The 18,835-nt window shown below is 40.0% G+C and carries 20 protein-coding genes and 1 rRNA gene; 12 read left to right on the top strand and 9 right to left on the bottom strand.

The genetic code is table 11. The features are described 5' to 3' along the window. The first annotated feature begins 16 nt into the window (after positions 1–16). A complete protein-coding gene (locus tag FAZ19_RS17460) occupies positions 17–1,201 on the top strand; it encodes a C1 family peptidase (protein ID WP_136822048.1) in 1,185 nt (394 codons plus the stop codon). Positions 1,202–1,245: 44 nt separating this feature from the next. Here FAZ19_RS17460 and FAZ19_RS17455 read toward each other — a convergent pair whose 3' ends face one another. Further along, positions 1,246–2,340 (bottom strand): MBL fold metallo-hydrolase, encoded by a 1,095-nt coding sequence (locus tag FAZ19_RS17455; RefSeq protein WP_136822047.1) that lies wholly within the window; start codon positions 2,338–2,340, stop codon positions 1,246–1,248. A gap of 220 nt (positions 2,341–2,560) precedes the next feature. Here FAZ19_RS17455 and FAZ19_RS17450 point away from each other — a divergent pair, with 220 nt between their 5' ends. Next, positions 2,561–3,253, top strand: coding sequence for a hypothetical protein (locus FAZ19_RS17450; protein ID WP_136822046.1), 693 nt, complete (start codon positions 2,561–2,563; stop codon positions 3,251–3,253). Positions 3,254–3,274: 21 nt separating this feature from the next. Here FAZ19_RS17450 and cysM read toward each other — a convergent pair whose 3' ends face one another. From cysM to FAZ19_RS17430, 4 genes are all read right to left on the bottom strand, one after another. Further along, positions 3,275–4,147 carry a cysteine synthase CysM gene (gene cysM, locus FAZ19_RS17445; RefSeq protein ID WP_136822045.1) on the bottom strand — a complete coding sequence of 291 codons (873 nt, stop codon included), beginning with the start codon at positions 4,145–4,147 and terminating at the stop codon, positions 3,275–3,277. Next, a complete protein-coding gene (locus FAZ19_RS17440; protein WP_136822044.1) occupies positions 4,147–4,956 on the bottom strand; it encodes a serine O-acetyltransferase in 810 nt (269 codons plus the stop codon). The genes cysM and FAZ19_RS17440 overlap by 1 nt, the downstream gene beginning before the upstream one ends. 66 nt (positions 4,957–5,022) lie before the next feature. Then, the gene (locus tag FAZ19_RS17435) at positions 5,023–5,406 is read right to left on the bottom strand and encodes a DUF3037 domain-containing protein (protein WP_136822043.1); all 384 of its coding nucleotides are present in this window, start codon (positions 5,404–5,406) and stop codon (positions 5,023–5,025) included. Continuing rightward, positions 5,384–6,181: a HipA family kinase gene (locus FAZ19_RS17430; RefSeq protein WP_136822042.1), complete on the bottom strand. Its 798-nt coding sequence runs from the start codon at positions 6,179–6,181 to the stop codon at positions 5,384–5,386. Before FAZ19_RS17430 ends, FAZ19_RS17435 begins: the two co-directional genes overlap by 23 nt. Positions 6,182–6,337: 156 nt before the next feature. Between FAZ19_RS17430 and FAZ19_RS17425 the strand changes: the two genes are divergently transcribed. From FAZ19_RS17425 to gldG, 6 genes are all read left to right on the top strand, one after another. Next, positions 6,338–6,883: a DUF1599 domain-containing protein gene (locus FAZ19_RS17425; RefSeq protein WP_136822041.1), complete on the top strand. Its 546-nt coding sequence runs from the start codon at positions 6,338–6,340 to the stop codon at positions 6,881–6,883. A 5-nt stretch (positions 6,884–6,888) separates the two neighbouring features. After that, entirely contained in the window at positions 6,889–8,094 is a 1,206-nt protein-coding gene (locus FAZ19_RS17420) for a BT_3928 family protein (RefSeq protein ID WP_136822040.1), read from the top strand. 1 nt (position 8,095) lies between these two features. Next, complete coding sequence (locus tag FAZ19_RS17415; protein ID WP_136822039.1) at positions 8,096–8,626, top strand: shikimate kinase; 531 nt, start codon at positions 8,096–8,098, stop codon at positions 8,624–8,626. Positions 8,627–8,630: 4 nt separating this feature from the next. Then, positions 8,631–9,341, top strand: a complete 711-nt coding sequence (locus FAZ19_RS17410) for an ABC transporter ATP-binding protein (protein ID WP_136822038.1) — start codon at positions 8,631–8,633, stop codon at positions 9,339–9,341. Positions 9,342–9,386: 45 nt separating this feature from the next. Next, positions 9,387–9,965 (top strand): porin family protein, encoded by a 579-nt coding sequence (locus FAZ19_RS17405; RefSeq protein WP_136822037.1) that lies wholly within the window; start codon positions 9,387–9,389, stop codon positions 9,963–9,965. 113 nt (positions 9,966–10,078) lie between these two features. Next, positions 10,079–12,493, top strand: coding sequence for a gliding motility-associated ABC transporter substrate-binding protein GldG (gldG, locus tag FAZ19_RS17400; RefSeq protein WP_136822036.1), 2,415 nt, complete (start codon positions 10,079–10,081; stop codon positions 12,491–12,493). A gap of 13 nt (positions 12,494–12,506) precedes the next feature. On the opposite strand, the gene FAZ19_RS17395 is transcribed toward gldG, so the two are convergent. Continuing rightward, on the bottom strand, positions 12,507–13,997 hold the full coding sequence (locus FAZ19_RS17395; RefSeq protein ID WP_136822035.1) for a succinate CoA transferase: 1,491 nt from the start codon (positions 13,995–13,997) through the stop codon (positions 12,507–12,509). A 228-nt stretch (positions 13,998–14,225) separates the two neighbouring features. Here FAZ19_RS17395 and FAZ19_RS17390 point away from each other — a divergent pair, with 228 nt between their 5' ends. Continuing rightward, positions 14,226–15,038: an AraC family transcriptional regulator gene (locus FAZ19_RS17390; protein ID WP_136822034.1), complete on the top strand. Its 813-nt coding sequence runs from the start codon at positions 14,226–14,228 to the stop codon at positions 15,036–15,038. Between the two features lie 20 nt (positions 15,039–15,058). After that, positions 15,059–15,910, top strand: coding sequence for a 3-keto-disaccharide hydrolase (locus FAZ19_RS17385; RefSeq protein WP_136822033.1), 852 nt, complete (start codon positions 15,059–15,061; stop codon positions 15,908–15,910). Positions 15,911–16,010: 100 nt separating this feature from the next. Here the strand turns inward: FAZ19_RS17385 and rpsT are convergent, their stop codons facing one another. Next, complete coding sequence (rpsT, locus tag FAZ19_RS17380; protein ID WP_136822032.1) at positions 16,011–16,265, bottom strand: 30S ribosomal protein S20; 255 nt, start codon at positions 16,263–16,265, stop codon at positions 16,011–16,013. 196 nt (positions 16,266–16,461) lie between these two features. Between rpsT and FAZ19_RS17375 the strand changes: the two genes are divergently transcribed. Then, positions 16,462–16,992: an RNA methyltransferase gene (locus tag FAZ19_RS17375; protein ID WP_136822031.1), complete on the top strand. Its 531-nt coding sequence runs from the start codon at positions 16,462–16,464 to the stop codon at positions 16,990–16,992. A gap of 82 nt (positions 16,993–17,074) precedes the next feature. Then, complete coding sequence (gene sucD / locus FAZ19_RS17370) at positions 17,075–17,950, top strand: succinate--CoA ligase subunit alpha (protein WP_136822030.1); 876 nt, start codon at positions 17,075–17,077, stop codon at positions 17,948–17,950. Between the two features lie 77 nt (positions 17,951–18,027). Here sucD and FAZ19_RS17365 read toward each other — a convergent pair whose 3' ends face one another. Beyond that, positions 18,028–18,585: a hypothetical protein gene (locus FAZ19_RS17365; RefSeq protein ID WP_136822029.1), complete on the bottom strand. Its 558-nt coding sequence runs from the start codon at positions 18,583–18,585 to the stop codon at positions 18,028–18,030. A gap of 131 nt (positions 18,586–18,716) precedes the next feature. Continuing rightward, a 5S ribosomal RNA gene (gene rrf, locus FAZ19_RS17360) occupies positions 18,717–18,828 on the bottom strand. Positions 18,829–18,835: the final 7 nt, after the last annotated feature.

Here is an 18,835-nt window from a genome sequence, read left to right as displayed (position 1 = left end):
AAATTTTAGATAGATTATGAATTGGAGAAGATCTCTTTTTGTTGCTGGCGCATTACTAGCCTGCACGACTCAATCCTATGCACAGGACAACCTGATCAACGCTTTAAAAACAAATGTAAGTGATAAAAGCAAAGAAGGTTTTACGTTTACTGAAGTTATCAATCTTAGAAATACGTCTATTAAAGATCAGGGTTCATCGGGCACATGTTGGTCCTATTCAGGAAACTCTTTTCTCGAATCTGAAATGATTCGGATGGGAAAACAACCAGTCGAGATTTCGCAGATCTTTACGGCCTATTATACCTATCTCGAAAAAGCTAAAAATTACGTAAGATTACATGGCGACCAAGCACAAGGCGAAGGTGGTCAATTACACGATGTATTAACCATATTTCGTCAGTATGGCGCTGTACCTAGGGAGGTTTATACAGGATTGCAAGAAGGGCAGACCCGAAACAATTTCTCCGAAATGAGCAGCATTGTTCACGGTATGAACGAGAATATTGTAAAAAACAAAAAGCTCACACCAAATTGGCAACAAGCAGTGACTGGCGTAATGGACGCATATTTAGGAGCTCCACCAGAAGAATTTCAATACAATGGTAAGACATACACGCCGCGTACTTGGGCGGATCAAATCGTAGGGATCAATCCCGATGACTACGTAGGTATATCCTCATTCGATTCCTATGCATATTACAAACCGTTTGTTCTCCTTATTCCAGATAACTGGTCGTTCGAGAGTTTCTATAATGTACAGATCAAAGATTTAACAAGTATTATTGATAATGCTTTACAGAACGGATATACGATAGCCTGGGCATCTGACGTGTCCGAAAAGTCCTTTAGCTGGAAGAACGGTGTAGCATACGTACCTGAAAAAACAGTGGAACAAATGACCAAGATAGAGCAGGACAACATGTTCAATGGTCCAAAACCAGAGGCAAAAATCACCCCAGCTCAACGTCAAGCAGCATTTGATGATTACTCTACCACCGACGATCACGGTATGCATATCGTAGGATTAGTAAAAGATCAAACAGGAAAAGAATATTACATTGTTAAAAATTCTTGGGGCGAATCCAATGATTATAAAGGATATATGTACGTAACCAAAGAATTTGTTCGCTACAAAACAATCTCAATCCTAGTGCATAAAAATTCTATACAAAAAGAAATTAAATCCAAACTAGGCATTTAGAGTAAAAAAAGGAAGGTTTTAAAACACCTTCCTTTTTTTTGCATTTATTGTCGCCACCAACGTTCGAATACTTGATTTTCATTACGCAGATCGACCAGTTCCCCAATTTTAGGTGTAATTACCTGAAGTTTTGGACCTGCATCGTTTAAAGAAGTCACTTTTTCTAACGGTTCTTTCCACGGATGGTTTGCCAATTTAAATTTCCCCGAGTGAACAGGTAATACGCGCTTCGCCATTAGATCTTTGGTGGCAAGCAATACCTCTTCCGGCATCATATGAATATACTTCCATTTATGATCGTATTGCCCGTTCTCTAAAACCGCTAAGTCAAAAGGCCCATATTTCTCACCAATCATTTTGAAATGTGTATCATACCCACTATCTCCCCCTACAAATACCTTGAAATTATCCACTTGTAGGACGTAGGACGTCCAAAGTGTTTGATTTCGTTTAAAACTCCTACCCGAAAAATGCCTTCCTGGGGTCGAGGTAATAGAAATCCCATGCTTTAGATTAATAGCTTCAGACCAGTCCAATTCTGTTATTTGTATCGCCGGATATCCCCAGAACTCCAGGTGTTCACCTACTCCCAGAGGACAAATAATATGACCGACCTTATCTTTAAGCTCTTTAAACGTTGTATAATCTAAATGATCATAATGGTCATGCGTCAAAAGTAAATAATCCAGATTGGGCATATCTTCCGAAAGCGTCAAATCCGCTCCTTTAAAAGCTTTATTTGTCCCATACAGTGGTGAGGCGTTTTTTGTAAATACCGGATCCACCAAAAATTTTATTCTATCTATTTGCATATAGTAAGAAGAATGTCCGAACCATACCAATCCATTTAGATCAGCTGGAAGCTTTGCTATATCCGTCTTCACGTGTGGCACACTATCTATTGGATAAGCCTCCTCTACTTTGCTAAATAACAATTCTTTTATTACGCCGAAATACGTAACACCTTCTGCCATAGCAGGCGTATGCGATAGGTTTTGAAACTCGCCGTCACGATAATTGTTAGATTGTTTTATACGCTGAAGTCGTTCACTGGAAGCTGCTTTTCCAAAGAGCGGATGCTTTAAAAAGGCAAAACCCATTGCGAGCAAGATAGCAATTATAACAAAGAAGATATACATTTTCTTGTATTTATGTTTTTTAAGACCATTCATTTCGTTGCTAAAATACTAAATTAGTACTCACGCAATTGTTGATTTAGTGTAGAAATAAATAAAACTAAATGTTACCATCATATGTTATAATACAAGTCGTTTGCAATCTGGGCAAGATGATTAAATAAATTAGAATAAGACTATCATTTGACACATATATCTTCACTATTACCAAGTTATTATAAACATGAAATCACTAACAATCATTATCATTGGAATATGCATATTTTTTGCTTCTCCAGCTTCTTCTCAACCGTCGTCCCCCCTAAATGGCGTATATCATACAAAGGTATCTGGAACAAATACCCTATGGCTTTTTTCCGACGGTTACAGCTCTCAAATTGTATATAAAGACACCGAGTACCTCTTTACAAAAGGCGGTCCTTATAAATATAATGGAGAAACGTTATCTATTATAGTAGAATATAGTGATAACGACAGCAGTGAAGTTGGAAAAACCCAAGATATACAGATGTTCCTAGAAGGCAGTAACCTCAAAAGTCCAGAAGGAGTGGTCTTTAAGAAACAGCCTACCAAAACGCAGGAGCTCGATGGCGTATGGCGAATAAGTGGTCGGAAGCAAGGAGATGAAATCAACATCATACAACGTGGAGACCGCAAGACAATAAAAATCCTGATCGATGGCTATTTCCAATGGGTCGCCATCAATCCATCTGTGAAAGGGTTTTACGGAACAGGCGGTGGTCACTACACGCATAAAGATCAGCAATATACCGAACATATACTTTTCTTCTCTCGTGATAATTCTCGTGTGGGTAATTACCTAAATTTCAAAGGAGAAATAAAAGATGATTCGTGGCACCATTCCGGGAACAGTTCGAAAGGAGATCCAATATATGAAATCTGGAGTAGCGAGTAAGCTCTTGCTAGTCCCTCGACTCTAGCCGAATAAGTCAGAACTTAAATATCGGTCACCTCGATCACAGGAGATAAAGACGATCACACCTTCCTCAATTTCATTTGCTATCTGTAGTGCAGCGTGGAAAGCTCCTCCTGTGCTCATTCCTGAAAATATACCCTCTTTTTTTGTCAACTCACGCGCCTTTTTAGTCGCATCTTGTTGCGAAATATCAATAATCCGGTCTACTCTCGAAGGGTCAAATATTTTCGGCAAATAAGCCTTAGGCCATCTTCTAATCCCAGGGATGGAAGACTCTTCTGTTGGCTGACATCCTATAATCTGAATGTCCGGATTTTTTTCTTTTAAGAACATAGAACTCCCCATTATAGTCCCTGTCGTACCCATCGCACTTACAAAATGGGTAATCTTACCTTCAGTATCACGCCATATTTCAGGCCCCGTTGTCTTGATATGAGCCTTGTAATTATCTGGATTAGAAAATTGATTCAAGATAAAATACGCTCCAGTTGCGGCCTTTTCTTCCGCGTAGTCACGACATATTTCCATTGTGTCTAACAAAGTGACTTTCGCTCCAAAGGCCTCCATCGTCAACGTACGTTCCCGGGTCGAGGTAGAAGGCATCACCAATTCCAAGCTTAAATTATAGATGCCTGCGATCATTGCCAATGCAATACCTGTATTGCCGCTGGTTGCCTCGATGAGCTTAGTATCCTTGGTAATATCTCCCCTTTCTAGGGCCGAGCGGATCATATTTAGCGCAGCACGATCCTTTACTGAGCCGGCAGGATTATTCCCTTCCATTTTTGCATATATCCGTACCTTCGGATTGGAATGAAATGAGGTAATTTCTACTAAAGGCGTATTACCTATAGAATCAATAATATTTCCCATTATACTGTTGGTTTTGAGTCGATAAACTTTGAATTGGGTAAGTGATACACCGTTGTATAAGGTTCTACACTATTGGTCAGCCACACATTCCCTCCGATAATAGAATGATGACCTACAACGGTCTCTCCTCCTAAAATAGTTGCACCCGCGTAAATGATCACATAATCTTCAATAATTGGATGTCGTTGTGTATCTACCATAGACTTCGCAACACTCAATGCACCCAGTGTTACACCTTGATATAGCTTCACGTGGTTTCCAATGATACAGGTCTCACCAATCACCAGCCCAGTGCCGTGGTCGATATATAGATATTCTCCAATTTTAGCGCCAGGATGAATATCAATACCTGTTTTGGAATGTGCATGCTCTGTCAAGATCCTTGGTATTAAAGGCACGCCCAATAACCAAAGCTGATGAGCAATACGGTAGATACAGATAGCCGTAAATCCTGGATAAGTTCGAATCACTTCGCGAATACTACGTGCCGCAGGATCACCATCCATAATGGCTTGCGCATCGGTCAACATGCAGTTATATATCTTTGGTAGTTCGGTAAAAAAAATTGCTGCAACCTCTCTATTATCACAATGCGAGCAGGCTTTCGTTTTCAACAAAAGCTCAAACAATTCAACCTCCGCTTGTTCAAAAGCCAATTTTATCTCCGCCACACTTTCGAAACTTTTCGAATTGCGCTCCGGAAATAATAAATGAAGCACATTCATTGCCCATTCAGCAATACGCTTATTACTCGGCATATCCTGCACTTCGAGCTGCTTTTGATACAAATGATTATAAAAATCTTCCATAATATTTATTAGCTATAATATTCTCCAGCCGATCAAAGGTAGTTCTTTGTATAATATCTATCAAGCCTATAGAACTAACTTTTTAAATAATGCTTCATGGGTATCTTCCGCCGATATACATAAACCAGGATGTACAGCCGAACACTGAATCAACGTACTTCTCTTAGCCGTAAGCCATCGAAAACGTTCTGTTTGATCCAATTCCGCAATTTTACCGGCCTCCCTATCGCCTGCGCAAATCTTTGCAAACGATTCCAAATGACGATAAATTAGTTCCAAATCGATGGCAGGATCTAATGCGGTGCATTTAGGTACATCAACGAATATCTTAACCTGCGCATACCGTTGTTTTCTGCAGTACATGGCTACGCCAACATTTACAAATTCCTCTCGTTCCACCCGAGGAACCACACGCACTACAGCATACTCATATACGGCTCTCTCGTTCATGTTCAATTTGGTTTATAAAAGTTTCAGAATGCATAATCCTACGCATTAAGAATTCGACATACACGGCTCTAGATTCGTCGGGCGTAACGTCACTGCCTTCCTGTAATAGCCACTCATCCGGTATAACAGCAAGTATATTTCGAATATGCTCCTCCGTAAATAGCGCTTTATATTCTTCGTCTATCCTCCTCACCTTCGAGGCATTTTTCAGCAAAACATGGTCCTTAATCTGAATAAAGGGCTTAATTGCTTGTTCTTCCCAATTGTCCCACGAATGATGAAAATACAATGAAGCGCCGTGGTCTATTAACCACAATTCCTTATGCCAGATCAACATATTGGTATTACGAGGCGTACGGTCAACATTCATCAACAATGCATCGAGCCATACAATTTTCGAAGCTTCCTCTTCGGCGATGACATCCACATTGGCATCGAAAGTAATCGCACCATTCAGAAAGTGTATACCTAAATTCCTACCGATCGAAAATTTCAACAAGTCCTGGATCTCTTCGTCAGGTTCCGTTCGTCCAAATGATTCATCGAGCTCGGCGAAGACCATTTCAGGCATTCGTAAGCCCAGAAACCGAGCCAATTCCCCTCCTATCAATTCAGCAATCAATGCCTTTTTACCCTGTCCGGCACCTCTAAATTTAATCACATAACTAAATCCGTCGTCTGCATCCACAAGTGCTGGAAGCGAACCTCCCTCCCGAAAAGGTTGTACATAGCGTATGATATTTACATCTCGTATTACTGGCTTATGTATATTCATATTATATTAATGTTCCACATTCAATTGTCTAAATTAGCATAATTATTCCTTTTCTTAAAAATTAAACCCCTCCAATACAAATGTGACAAAGTGAAATAAGTAATTCTCATTATATTTGTCTCAATTCATTGCCTACACAGCAATTTAGATATCTATATGGACACAACTACGGAATACAATACGATAATTAGCTATTGCCAAGATCTATTTATCAAGAAAACCCAAGACTATGGCACTGCTTGGCGTATCTTAAGACTTTCCTCAATTACAGATCAAATCTATATTAAAGCACAGCGAATACGAACGCTAGAAATAAAAAAAGTGTCCAAAGTAGGCGAAGGCATCACTGATGAGTATGTTGGCATTATTAACTATTGCGTAATTGCTCTGATGCAGCTCGAGCTAGGTGAGGGCGGTGATGAAAACCTTGATCCATCATGGGTTGCGCAGCAATATACCCAAAAAGTAAATGAAACACGAGACCTCATGTTTGCCAAAAACCATGATTATGGCGAAGCATGGCGTGATATGCGTACTTCATCCATGACAGATCTTATTTTAATGAAAATCCATCGCGTAAAACAAATAGAAGACAATGGCGGTTATACCTTAGTATCAGAAGGGCTTCAAGCCAATTATCAAGATATGTTGAATTACGCCGTATTTGCGTTAATAAAATTAGGATTAGCTAAACAAAATTAAACGAGATGTCGACTTCATACTATACCGCCTATAACACCCAATCCGAAAAACCCAATGCCCTACTCTGGATATCACGGCTATTTGTCGGTTTACTTTTTATTTTTTCCGGATTAATAAAAGCTAATGATCCTATGGGATTTGGCTTTAAGTTGCAAGAATATTTTCACGTATTCCACCTGAACTTTCTGAATGACTACAGTACATGGATAGCCGTCATTATTTGTGCATTGGAAATCATTTTGGGAGCGCTACTTTTGTTGGGGATAGCGGGAAAGGAAGTAGCATGGGGCTTGCTCATGCTAATCCTATTTTTTACATTTCTAACGTTTTATTCTGCTTTTTTTGAAGTCGTAACCTCTTGTGGCTGTTTTGGCGATGCAATACCCCTTACCCCTTGGCAATCCTTCATCAAAGACCTTATACTACTTGGATTTATTCTTATCATCTTCGTGTACCGAGCTAGGTTAACACCGTTAATCAAGAACAGTTTCTCACGTAATCTAGCCACCTTTATCATCTTCGTCGTCTCTTTCGGGATAGGCATCTATACGGTTTATTTCCTCCCGTTCATTGACTTTTTACCTTATAAAATTGGCAATAATATTCCACTGTTGATGGAAATCCCGGAAGGGGCACCCCAAGATGAATACCAACATATCTACACCCTCCAACATAAAGTCACTGGAGAAAGCAAAAAAGTAACTGATAAGGTATATATGGCTGAAAAAATATGGGAGGATGAAAACTGGGAGGTTGTTGGCGAGCCAGAAACCAAATTGCTAAGAAAAGGATATCAAGTTGCGATACCCGATCTGATTATTTCCGATGCCGAAGGCAATAATTTAACGCAGGAGATTATTACCAACCCCTACTATAACTTTGTGGTCGTGAGTACCGATGTGACCAAATTATCACCTACTGACTTCCTTGCGTTGGATAGGTTAAACGAGACTATTCGTGATCTCTCAAAAGATTATAATATTAGAGCAACGCTACTTACAGCAAGTGCTTCTAACGATGTGAACTATCTGAATGATCAATTAGATCTGGTTCTAGAAACTTTTTATGTGGATGCAATTCCTCTTAAGAGCATGGTTCGATCCAATCCTGGTGTGTTATTATTACAAAATGGCATCGTAATCAATAAATGGTCCAAACATTCCTTTCCGAATAGAGAGGAATTGGAGAAAACCTATTTTCACGGTCAGTAACATGGATAAACCAATATTTTTAGTGGGCTTTATGGGAAGCGGAAAAACAACTTGGGGCAAGAAGATTGCACAGGTCATGCAGCTTCCTTTTATTGATCTCGATCATGAGATCGTATTACATATTGGAATGTCTATTCCCGAATATTTTAACTTACATGGCGAACTGCAGTTCCGTGAATTAGAAAGAGAGTTCCTCAAGAAACAGTCTAACAAGTATGCGGTAATTTCTACAGGGGGAGGGACACCTTGCTTTTACGACAATATGAAATGGATCAACAATAACGGACTTTCCTTATATCTATATCATACACCAAAGTCACTTTATGCTAGATTAAGCCAATCCGATATCAATAAGCGTCCTATTCTAAAGGGATTATCCGGCGATGAGTTATTTACTTTCATTTCCACCAAACTACAAGAAAGAGAGAAATATTATGAGCAAGCCCACATCAAGTTTGCGCAAATCCATACCCCCATCGAAGAAATAATAGATCTTATAGAACGGCATCAGACCAAGGGTATCCAATCATAAGCGTATGTCCATTCAAGTAAATAATTTGACTAAATCTTATGGTCGTCAAAAAGCATTGGCATCCATTAATTTTAAAACCCAGTCCAATCACATTATCGGATTTTTAGGACCTAATGGTGCAGGAAAATCCACTACAATGAAAATTTTAGCAGGTATCCTTCCCTTTGACCAAGGAGAATGCACTATAAATGGCATCAATATTAAACTCGACCCTCTAAAAGCAAAAAAGAGAATCGGTTATCTGCCCGAAAACAATCCGTTATACCAAGAAATGTATCTACAGGAAATACTGGCTTTCGAAGCCCGTTTACATCAGATTCCTAATTCTTTGCATCGAATCCAAGAAGTAATATCCCTTACCGGACTATCAACGGAACAACATAAGAAAGCAAGTCAATTATCCAAAGGATACAGACAGCGCGTAGGTATTGCAATGGCGATTATACATGATCCACAGATTTTGATTTTAGATGAGCCCACTTCCGGACTCGATCCCAATCAAATATTGGAAATAAGAACATTGATCAAAACATTAAGTACAAATAAAACCGTTTTGCTATCTACACACATTATGCAGGAAGTTGAAGCCTTATGTGATGAAATTATCGTCCTTCATAAAGGCATAGTCAAAGACCATTTTCTTAAATCTGAAGCCGCTGTAAAATTTCCTAACCAAAATATGGAAGAAATTTTCGTAGAACTTACCAAAAATTAAAACTTATTTCAATTCATTTTGTTTTAAAGCTAAACAATAATGGATATGAAAAAATACATACTATCATTCGCTATCGCCATCGGTATCGTTTCCTTGGCAAATGCACAACAAATTAATACTGTTCCACAAAGCTCAGCAAATGTAGGACTTACACCTATCAAAGCAGGTAACTGGATGGTTGGAGGTGCCATTGGCAACATTGGATACAGTTTTGAAGCTGAATCATTCAATGCAGCCGTACAACCCAGAGCGGGATATTTTATATCTGATGGGATTGCTTTAGGTGCCGAGGTTAATTTAGGCCTCAAAACCATTCCCGACACCGATAATGAGTGGACTTACGGCGTTGCTCCTTTTATACGTTATTATTTTCCAGAAGGAGCTAGCTCCACTGGCCGATTTTTCGCCCACGGTAATGTTGGTATTGCAGGCAGTAGTGCAGGCAGCGATGTTGGACTTGCTTTAGGTGCAAATGTGGGTTATGCCCACTTTATCACACAGACAGTCGCACTCGAAGCCACGCTAGGTTACAATTATTCCAAAGCAAATGTCAATATCAGTGAAAAGCAGACAGGCCTAGGTGTCGGCGTAGGATTTCAGATTTACTTGCCTGGTCGCAGATAGAAAAAAACGCTTAATTTTATACAACTTAGAGAGCACCGATCGCGAGGATTTGTGCTCTCTTGCTTTACCGCAATCATTTCCCTATTTTCGAAGCAAAATAAAACGAAAAGGCATTGTTTAGCATTTACAAAAAAGAGGTAGCGAGTTATTTTAATTCGCTCATTGGATATTTAGCCATTAGTCTGTTCCTTCTCATAACAGGGCTTGTGCTTTGGTTTTTCCCAGATTCTTCTATGTTGGAAACAGGGTATGCTTCGTTAGAAGGTTTCTTTTCTCTTGCACCCTATTTACTTATATTTTTAATTCCCGCTATCACAATGCGCAGTATAGCAGGAGAAAAGGCAGATGGCACCTACGACCTGCTTCTGAGCCGTCCAATTTCCCTTAAACAAATTGTGATTGAAAAATATGCAGGTAGTTTGACCATCGTTATCCTAGCCATACTCCCTACTATTGTCTATGCTATTACGCTCTACGTTCTGGCATTTCCCATTGGAAATATTGATTTGGGGGCCACGATCGGATCCTATCTCGGATTACTTCTACTCTCTAGCGCTTTCGTAGCACTGAGTATTTTCTGCTCATCGCTAACACAAAATCCAATTATAGCCTTTCTACTTGCCATTTTCCTTTGTTTCACCATCTATTACGGTATCGGTGCCATAGCACAGCTTCCGATTTTTACAGCAGTTGCCGATGGCCTCGCCGGCATGGGAATTCAATCCCACTACGATGCCGTGAGTAGAGGAGTTTTAGCGGCCCAGGATTTTATTTATTTCCTTAGTTTTTCCATTTTCTTCCTGACCTTGTCCATCGGTCATTTAGGTAGATTTTTCAGAGCCCGAAAAACAACGTTCACCGTCTATATAGGTACTATTGTTTTCCTTCTAATCCTAAATCAGTCCTTCTTTTACAACCTATTTGGCCGAATAGATTTCACCGAAGACAAACGTTTCACGCTATCTGACACGTCGAAAGAACTAATTAAAAACCTAGATCAAGATATTTATATTACGATCTTCTTAGATGGCGACCTTCCTAGTGGGTTTAAACGACTGCGACGAGCTGCCATCGACATGGCGTCCGACCTTCAGGCCTATTCCGATGGCCGCATTAAAATAAATCTGGTTAATCCATTAGAAGGGAACGAACAGCAGCAACAAGAATTTACGCAAGCACTGATAAACCGTGGGCTTTACCCTACCAATCTAAGCGTCAAATCCGAGAGCGGATTTTCTCAAAAACTCATCTTCCCAGCCGCCATTGTCAATACCGACTCTTTAGAAGTCAATATTAGCCTTCTCCAGAACAAAACTGGAGCCGATCCCGAATACGTATTAAACAATTCCATTCAAAATCTAGAATATGCTTTTGCTTCGGCCATTCGTAAAGTTATCGCTGACAAAATCTCCTATATCGGATTCACCGAGGGCCACGGGGAACCCAGCGACTTAGAACTATACGACGCGATGCACACGCTTATGGTAGGCAATCAAGTGGGGCGTCTTCACTTAGATTCTATCCATCTCGAAGACTTGAAGCAAATACAAATTATCGTTATCGCTAAGCCAATTAAGCCCTTTTCAGAAAGCGAAAAATATAAATTAGACTACTTTATCCGTCACGGCGGAGGCGTCATTTGGGCTATTGACCAGCTTGATGCCAGTCTTGACGCCTTGCGCTCCCAAGGCAACCAGACCGTTATAGGTCGACAGCTCAATCTCGACGATCAACTTTTTTTATACGGAGCAAGGTTAAACTACAATATGATTGCCGATCTGAACTGCGGACAGATTCCTTTATCCGTGGGGAATATTGGCGGGAATGCACAAATTGAACTTTCACCTTGGTACTTCTTTCCTATTTTAATGCCGATCAGTACACATCCCGTCGTCAAAAATTTGGATGGAATACGCACAGAGTTTATCGGCACAATAGACACAGTTGCCTGTACAGGGATAAAAAAAGAAGTGATTTTGCAGACATCTCCTTTTACGCGTCTGCTCAATACACCGATGGCCTTGTCTTTACAAATGGTGGAAGAGCGGCCTGATCCCACAAAATTCCGAACAAAACCTGAACCTGTTGGAATACTACTTTCTGGAAAATTTCCCTATATTTTTGAAAACCGTCCCGTCCCGTCTGGCATACAATCTCCCGTCGATCTATCCAACATTTCAAAGCCCGCTAAAATGCTCGTCATTTCCGATGGGGACTGGCTGATAAATCAAGTGAATGCAAAAGATCAGTCTCCGTATCCATTGGGCTGGGATCGCTATACCGAACAACAATTTGCCAACAAAATATTCTTGGAAAATATTGTTGATTACCTAGTGAATGATGAAAGCTTGATCGCGCTTCGAAACCGGGAAGTGAAGCTCCGTTTACTCGACCAAGCCAAAGTACGTAACGAGAAGGTGCAATGGCAAGTGATCAATATCATCGTTCCGCTCGTTCTCCTGCTTCTTATCGGTTCTGTTCAACAATATATACGGAAGAAGAAATACACGAAAAAACTTCCTATTTGACAGCCGAATCCGTCTATTCTTTCATCGAACCAGTCTTTGCCAAACGCAGATGCCAACTAAAGGCTTCCTCCAGTAAATGCGGAGTATGTCCGCCCCGTTCTCGCGCACGGTCAAAGTACGATTGAAGCTGCTCTTTATAATCTGGATGCACGCAGTTGTCAATAATCTTCTGTGCCCGCTCACGAGGTGCCAGTCCCCTCAAATCCGCTAAGCCAATATCTGTGACCAATATATCTACATCGTGTTCTGTATGGTCGACGTGCGACACCATGGGTAATACATGCGAAATGGCATTTCCCTTTGAGGCCGCCTGTGCCACAAAAACACTTAAGTAAGCATTACGTGCAAAATCACCCGAGCCACCTATACCGTTCATTATTTTTGTCCCCGAGATATGTGTAGAGTTTACATTGCCATATATATCAAATTCAATCGCCGTGTTAATTGCAATAATACCTAATCGTCTGATCAAACCCGGTGTGTTGGAAATATTCTGAGGACGTAAGACAAATTTATCCCGGTATTTCTGCAAGTTGCCAAACACCCGCTGATAACAATCTGCAGATACGGTTACCGAAGATGCCGACGCAAAACTTAATTTACCAGCATCGATCAAGTCAAATGTACTATCCTGCAATACCTCCGAAAACATCGTTAGATCGTAGAAATTACTATCTTTAAACCCCATTAATACGGCATTCGCCACTTTGCCGATTCCCGCTTGGATAGGGAGAAGGCGATCCGTCAGATGACCCAGCAGCACTTCATTTTCAAAAAAAGCTAAAATATGCTGTGCAATAGCAGTCGTTTTCGGGTCAGCAGGCGCTATATCCGCGGGACTATCCAACATATCAGTGAATACAACGCCGACAACTTTACTGGGATCTAGCGGAATCGTCTTACGTCCGATCTTATTCCAAGGTGCTACAATAGGGATAACATTACGATGAGGATAATCTTCCGCCTGATAAATATCATGGATGCCATACATATCTTCCTTCACGGCCATATTAATTTCCAAGATAACCTGTTTTGCCAAGGCTGCAAATGTAACCGAGTTACCCACCGAAGTCGTAGGCACTATACTTCCATCGCGGTCTATATACGCCACCTCTATCACCGCAATATCTACGGAGGGTAGATTCTTGTTATGCAATAGTTCAGCACTCTCGCTTAAATGCTGATCTATAAATAAGACCTCTCCTGCGTTTATTTTATTACGTAAGACACGATCCACCTGAAACGGCATGCGTTTTGCCAAAGCGCCTGCCTCCGCTAGTTTACCGTCGGTATCATGACCTAGGGATGCCCCGGTCATCAAGGTTATTTTTATTTGTTCTTTCTTCGCACGCTCCGCGAAAGCGGGAAGTACGGCTTTACTATCCCCTGCTTTTGTGAAACCACTTGAACCAACTACCATTCCGTCCTTTATAAGAAAAGCAGCCTGCTCCGCAGTCATTATTTTATCCTTCAAACTTTCTAAACGTATTCTATCGTTTGCCATTTTTTTGATCGTTATTATTTTTCAACTTAGATAAGAGCACTTCTTGATAGCGCAAATATACTGTCTCTAAGACAGATAAAAATGATATACAATATTAACTATAATTGTTTTGAACATTTTATTCAATTCAGACAGTATTTATCCCACTACATTATTTAAGCCTGTCGATAAGTATCACTTGGTTTTCTAGCTAAATTTGAAGAAATTTACAAATCAATATACGTATATATGGAGAAGGAGTATGTAAATAAATATTACATAACTGAAGTGGATGCCGTTGCAGATAGTATATATTGTCATCACGCACTTATGGGAGAAAGTGTGATTACGGCGCACAAGCATCAAAAAGGCCAGTTCTTATATACAGAGGGTGGAGTCGTCTTTTTGAAAACATCCGAAAAATCATATTTTCTACCTGCAAGACATTATATATGGATACCATCTGGCATTAAACACAGCATCCATCCCAGTTCGCCAACGGTTGTGATGCGCAATCTGTATTTTCCGAGGTTTAAGACTGATACCGACTTTTACGATAAAATCAATATCTACCCCGTCAATGATCTGCTGATCGAACTCATTATGTTTACCAACAGATGGAATGGAAATATATTTCCTTCAGATGAAACGAAATATGCCATTGCAAAAGCTTTTAAACTGGTCTTACCTGAGCTTTCAGCATCCGAGTTACCCTTAGCCTTACCCTATCCACAGCATGCTATATTAAAAGATATCGTTGCTTATCTGGAGGCAAACATTACTGAAAGTATCAGTTTTAGCGCCTTAGCGAAGCAATTCGACTTTAGCGAACGCACCTTAGCACGTTTATTTCAGAAGGACCTAAATATGTCCTTTATTCAATACTATACCATCTTACGTATGTTAACAGCGCTTAGACTTTTACTAGATGAGAAACTAAGTGTTCACGAAGTTGCGCTACAAGTTGGATATAGTAGCTTACCTACCTTTAGTAATACATTCCACAAGATCATCGGGATACGCCCTAGTGATTACGTCAAACACAAAAACACTTTAATATAATATATACCTAACTTTATCGTATGAAAATAAAACCTATAATACTAAGCCTAATTACGTTATCAGCTCTATCGTGTGGAATGAGTACGGGGGGCGATCGAAAAGATGTAAAAGCCCCCTCTCCGATCCAACTTTTCAACGGCAAAGATATAGTCGACTGGACACCGAAAATCCGACTTCATGAAACCGGAGAAAACTATGCACAGACTTTCCGTGTTGAGGATGGACTATTAAAAGTACGATACGACGGTTACGAAGATTTCGATCAACAATATGGACACCTTGCCTATAATAAACCATTTGGATATTATGTACTCCGTGTTGAATACCGATTTGTGGAAAGTCAAGCCAAAGGAGGCGAAGGCTGGGCCTGGCGTAATAGTGGTGCCATGCTGCACGGGCAATCGCCCCAAAGCATGTTAAAAGATCAGGACTTCCCTATATCCATAGAAGGACAATTCCTTGGTGGCGACGGCACATCCGACCGTACAACCTCCAACTTGTGTACTCCGGGCACCCATGTTTACTACATGAATGAACTTTTTACACCACATTGTACAAGTTCTACTTCGAAAACATATCATGGAGATCAGTGGGTAACAGCGGATTTCGTCGTGCTGGGGGATTCCATCGTGAGGCATGTGCTAGAAGGTACTACGGTATTGGAGTATACCAAACCTCAAATTGGTGGCGATAACGTATCTGAATTTGACAAAAATGCAAAAACAGATGGCAAAACATTGAAAGAAGGCTACATTTACTTACAAAGCGAGAGTCATCCAATTGATTTCAGGAAGGTAGAATTATACGATCTCTCCGAATATAAAAAAAGTCCGGAACAATTGAATAATGTCATCCAGCAAATCATTAAGTAAAGTAAAAAGACCAGCCGATCAGGTTGGTCTTTTTACGATCATAAACAACAAGAAAAGGGATGTAAATGAATACATCCCTCTTATTTCGAGTTCTAAAAAATTAAGCTAATTTATTAACTAGTTTAGTTAATTTAGATTTGTTGTTAGAAGCTTTTTTCTTGTGAATTACGTTTTTCTTAGCCAGACGATCAAGCATTGAAATTACACGAGGCAATAATGCTTTTGCTTCCTCTGCAGAAGTAGTGTTACGTAATTTCTTAATTGCGTTACGCGTTGTTTTTGCTTGGTAACGGTTTCTTAGACGCTTCGCAGCGTTAGCTCTAATTCTTTTGATCGCTGATTTATGATTTGCCATTTCTCTTAGCTAATTTTTATTTTCTTTTTTACTATATTTCGGACTGCAAAAATAACAAGTTAATTCCATTATTCAAAATCTAATCTAAAGTTTATTTCATATTTATACCCTACTAAATTTTGGTTAAGTTTTTGAGATTTTTTTTATCGAGCCACATCAAAGATAATATTTACTTTTGACTCTTTAATTTCCAACTATGCAAAAGTTAACGATGGATCAGTTGAACCGTACGGATCTAGAAACGTTTAAAAATCAAGAGAAAACCCGCATTACCATCGTGTTGGATAATGTACGTAGTATGCACAATGTAGGTTCTACGTTTCGAACAGCCGATGGATTTGCTATCGAGCAAATCTATCTTTGCGGTATTACTGCTACCCCCCCACACCGTGAAATCGAAAAAACAGCTTTGGGTGCCACACAGTCTGTACTATGGTCTCACCATTCAGACACCTTATCGGCACTGATAGAACTCAAAGAACAAGGGTATACCATCATTGCAGTTGAACAGGCAGCTGGCAGCATTATGCTCAACGAGTTTGCTCCCCTTTCTTCCGAAAAATATGCCTTGGTATTTGGAAATGAAGTACATGGCGTAAGCGAGGAAGTTATGCACATTTTAGATACCTGCATCGAAATCCCACAGTTTGGCACTAAGCATTCTTTCAATGTTTCTGTCACGATCGGTATGGTACTATGGGATTTTGTGGTTAAAATGAAATATTGATAATTATTTGGCATTTATACCAAGGCAAATTTTCGAAAGTCAATGCAAAATGGTAGATTTGCTATGCAAAAAATCAGAACAAATGAGTGTATTAGTCAATAAAGATTCAAAAGTTATCGTACAAGGTTTTACAGGAACCGAAGGTACTTACCATGCAAGTCAAATGATCGAGTACGGAACCCAAGTTGTTGGTGGTGTAACTCCTGGTAAGGGAGGTCAAACTCACCTCGATCGTCCTGTATTTAATTCTGTACAAGATGCCGTAGACAAAACGGGCGCTAATGTTTCTATCATATTTGTACCTCCTGCTTTCGCTGCAGACGCCATTATGGAAGCTGCTTCTGCGGGTATTGAAGTAATTGTATGTATTACTGAGGGTATTCCTACTAAGGATATGATTCAGGTAAAATCATATTTAAGTGATAAAAACGCTCGTTTAATCGGACCGAACTGCCCAGGTATCATTACCGCTGAAGAAGCTAAAATTGGTATCATGCCTGGATTTATCTTCAAAAAAGGTAATGTCGGCGTCGTCTCCAAATCAGGTACCTTAACTTACGAAGCTGTTGACCAAACCGTAAAAGCAGGCTTAGGTATCACTACAGCTATCGGAATCGGAGGTGACCCTATTATCGGTACCACTACCAAAGAAGCGGTCGAACTGTTAATGAATGATCCGGAAACCGAAGCAATCATCATGATTGGAGAAATCGGTGGTGGAATGGAAGCAGAAGCAGCCCACTGGATTAAAGAGCACGGAACTAAACCAGTAGTTGGATTCATCGCCGGACAAACAGCGCCTCCGGGACGTCGTATGGGTCATGCTGGCGCAATTGTTGGTGGTGCAGATGACACCGCTGCAGCTAAGATGAAAATCATGGCAGAGTGTGGCATTCGCGTAGTAGAGTCTCCTGCTGAGATTGGAAAGGCTATTGCTGAAGAACTAGCAAAAAAATAAAAATTATCGTTTATCGGTTTTATAAAGATATCAAGAGTCGCATATTAAATATGTGGCTCTTTTTTTGTCTTACCTGATTAAAGGGTTAAAAACCAGCTTTCCAAAGATGTAATCATATCAGGGTCAATATCCCCCGTAGGAAAAATGATTACTTTATAGTCGTCTCCGTAGTATAGGCTTATTACAGCTTTTTGAAATGCGGTATGTGTAGTGTTTTCACACATAATCGTCATCCTACGTTCCACATCATCTGTCGTTCCCTGAAAAATTAGGGTTGAATCCTCATTCATTATCTTCTCTTTAACAGAAGCTTGACGAGCAATATTATATATTTCTACTAATCCAACCTCCGAGTAGGTCGCCTCCAGTCTGTTTAATCTCTTTATTGATTCTCCTGTAAGTTCGTAGATATCAAATCCCATGTTTGAGAAAGAAGAATTGGTAAACTGGCTAATGAGTTTATCAAAATAAATGAATTGCTGCGTATTTATAAACTTTCCATTATCTATCACAAAATGTTTTACAGAGTTTATATCTTGAGAAACTGACTCCTCAAGATAATTTTGAATTTTAGATGTTTGCGCGCTGGTAAATAGAGAGCATGCTAGAGCTAAGCTCAAGAGGAACGATTTCATGATTATCATAATTTATAACAATAATAACAAATATGTACCGAATTACAAAACGGAGCTGGGGATAGGGGGAAATATAGAAATATAGGGCACAAAAAAAGCCCTTACTGTTTCCAGCAAGGGCTCTGTATAAAAAAAGGCACCGACCTACTCTCCCACCTGTTACGGCAATACCATCGGCTCTGGCGGGCTTGACTGCTCTGTTCGGAATGGGAAGAGGTAGACACCGCCGATATAGGCACCTGAAGATCTT

Source organism: Sphingobacterium alkalisoli (genome assembly GCF_005049105.1).
GTDB classification, from domain to species: Bacteria; Bacteroidota; Bacteroidia; order Sphingobacteriales; family Sphingobacteriaceae; genus Sphingobacterium; species Sphingobacterium alkalisoli.
Note: the sequence above shows the minus strand (reverse complement) of the source record. Positions and strands in the feature narration are given on the sequence as shown.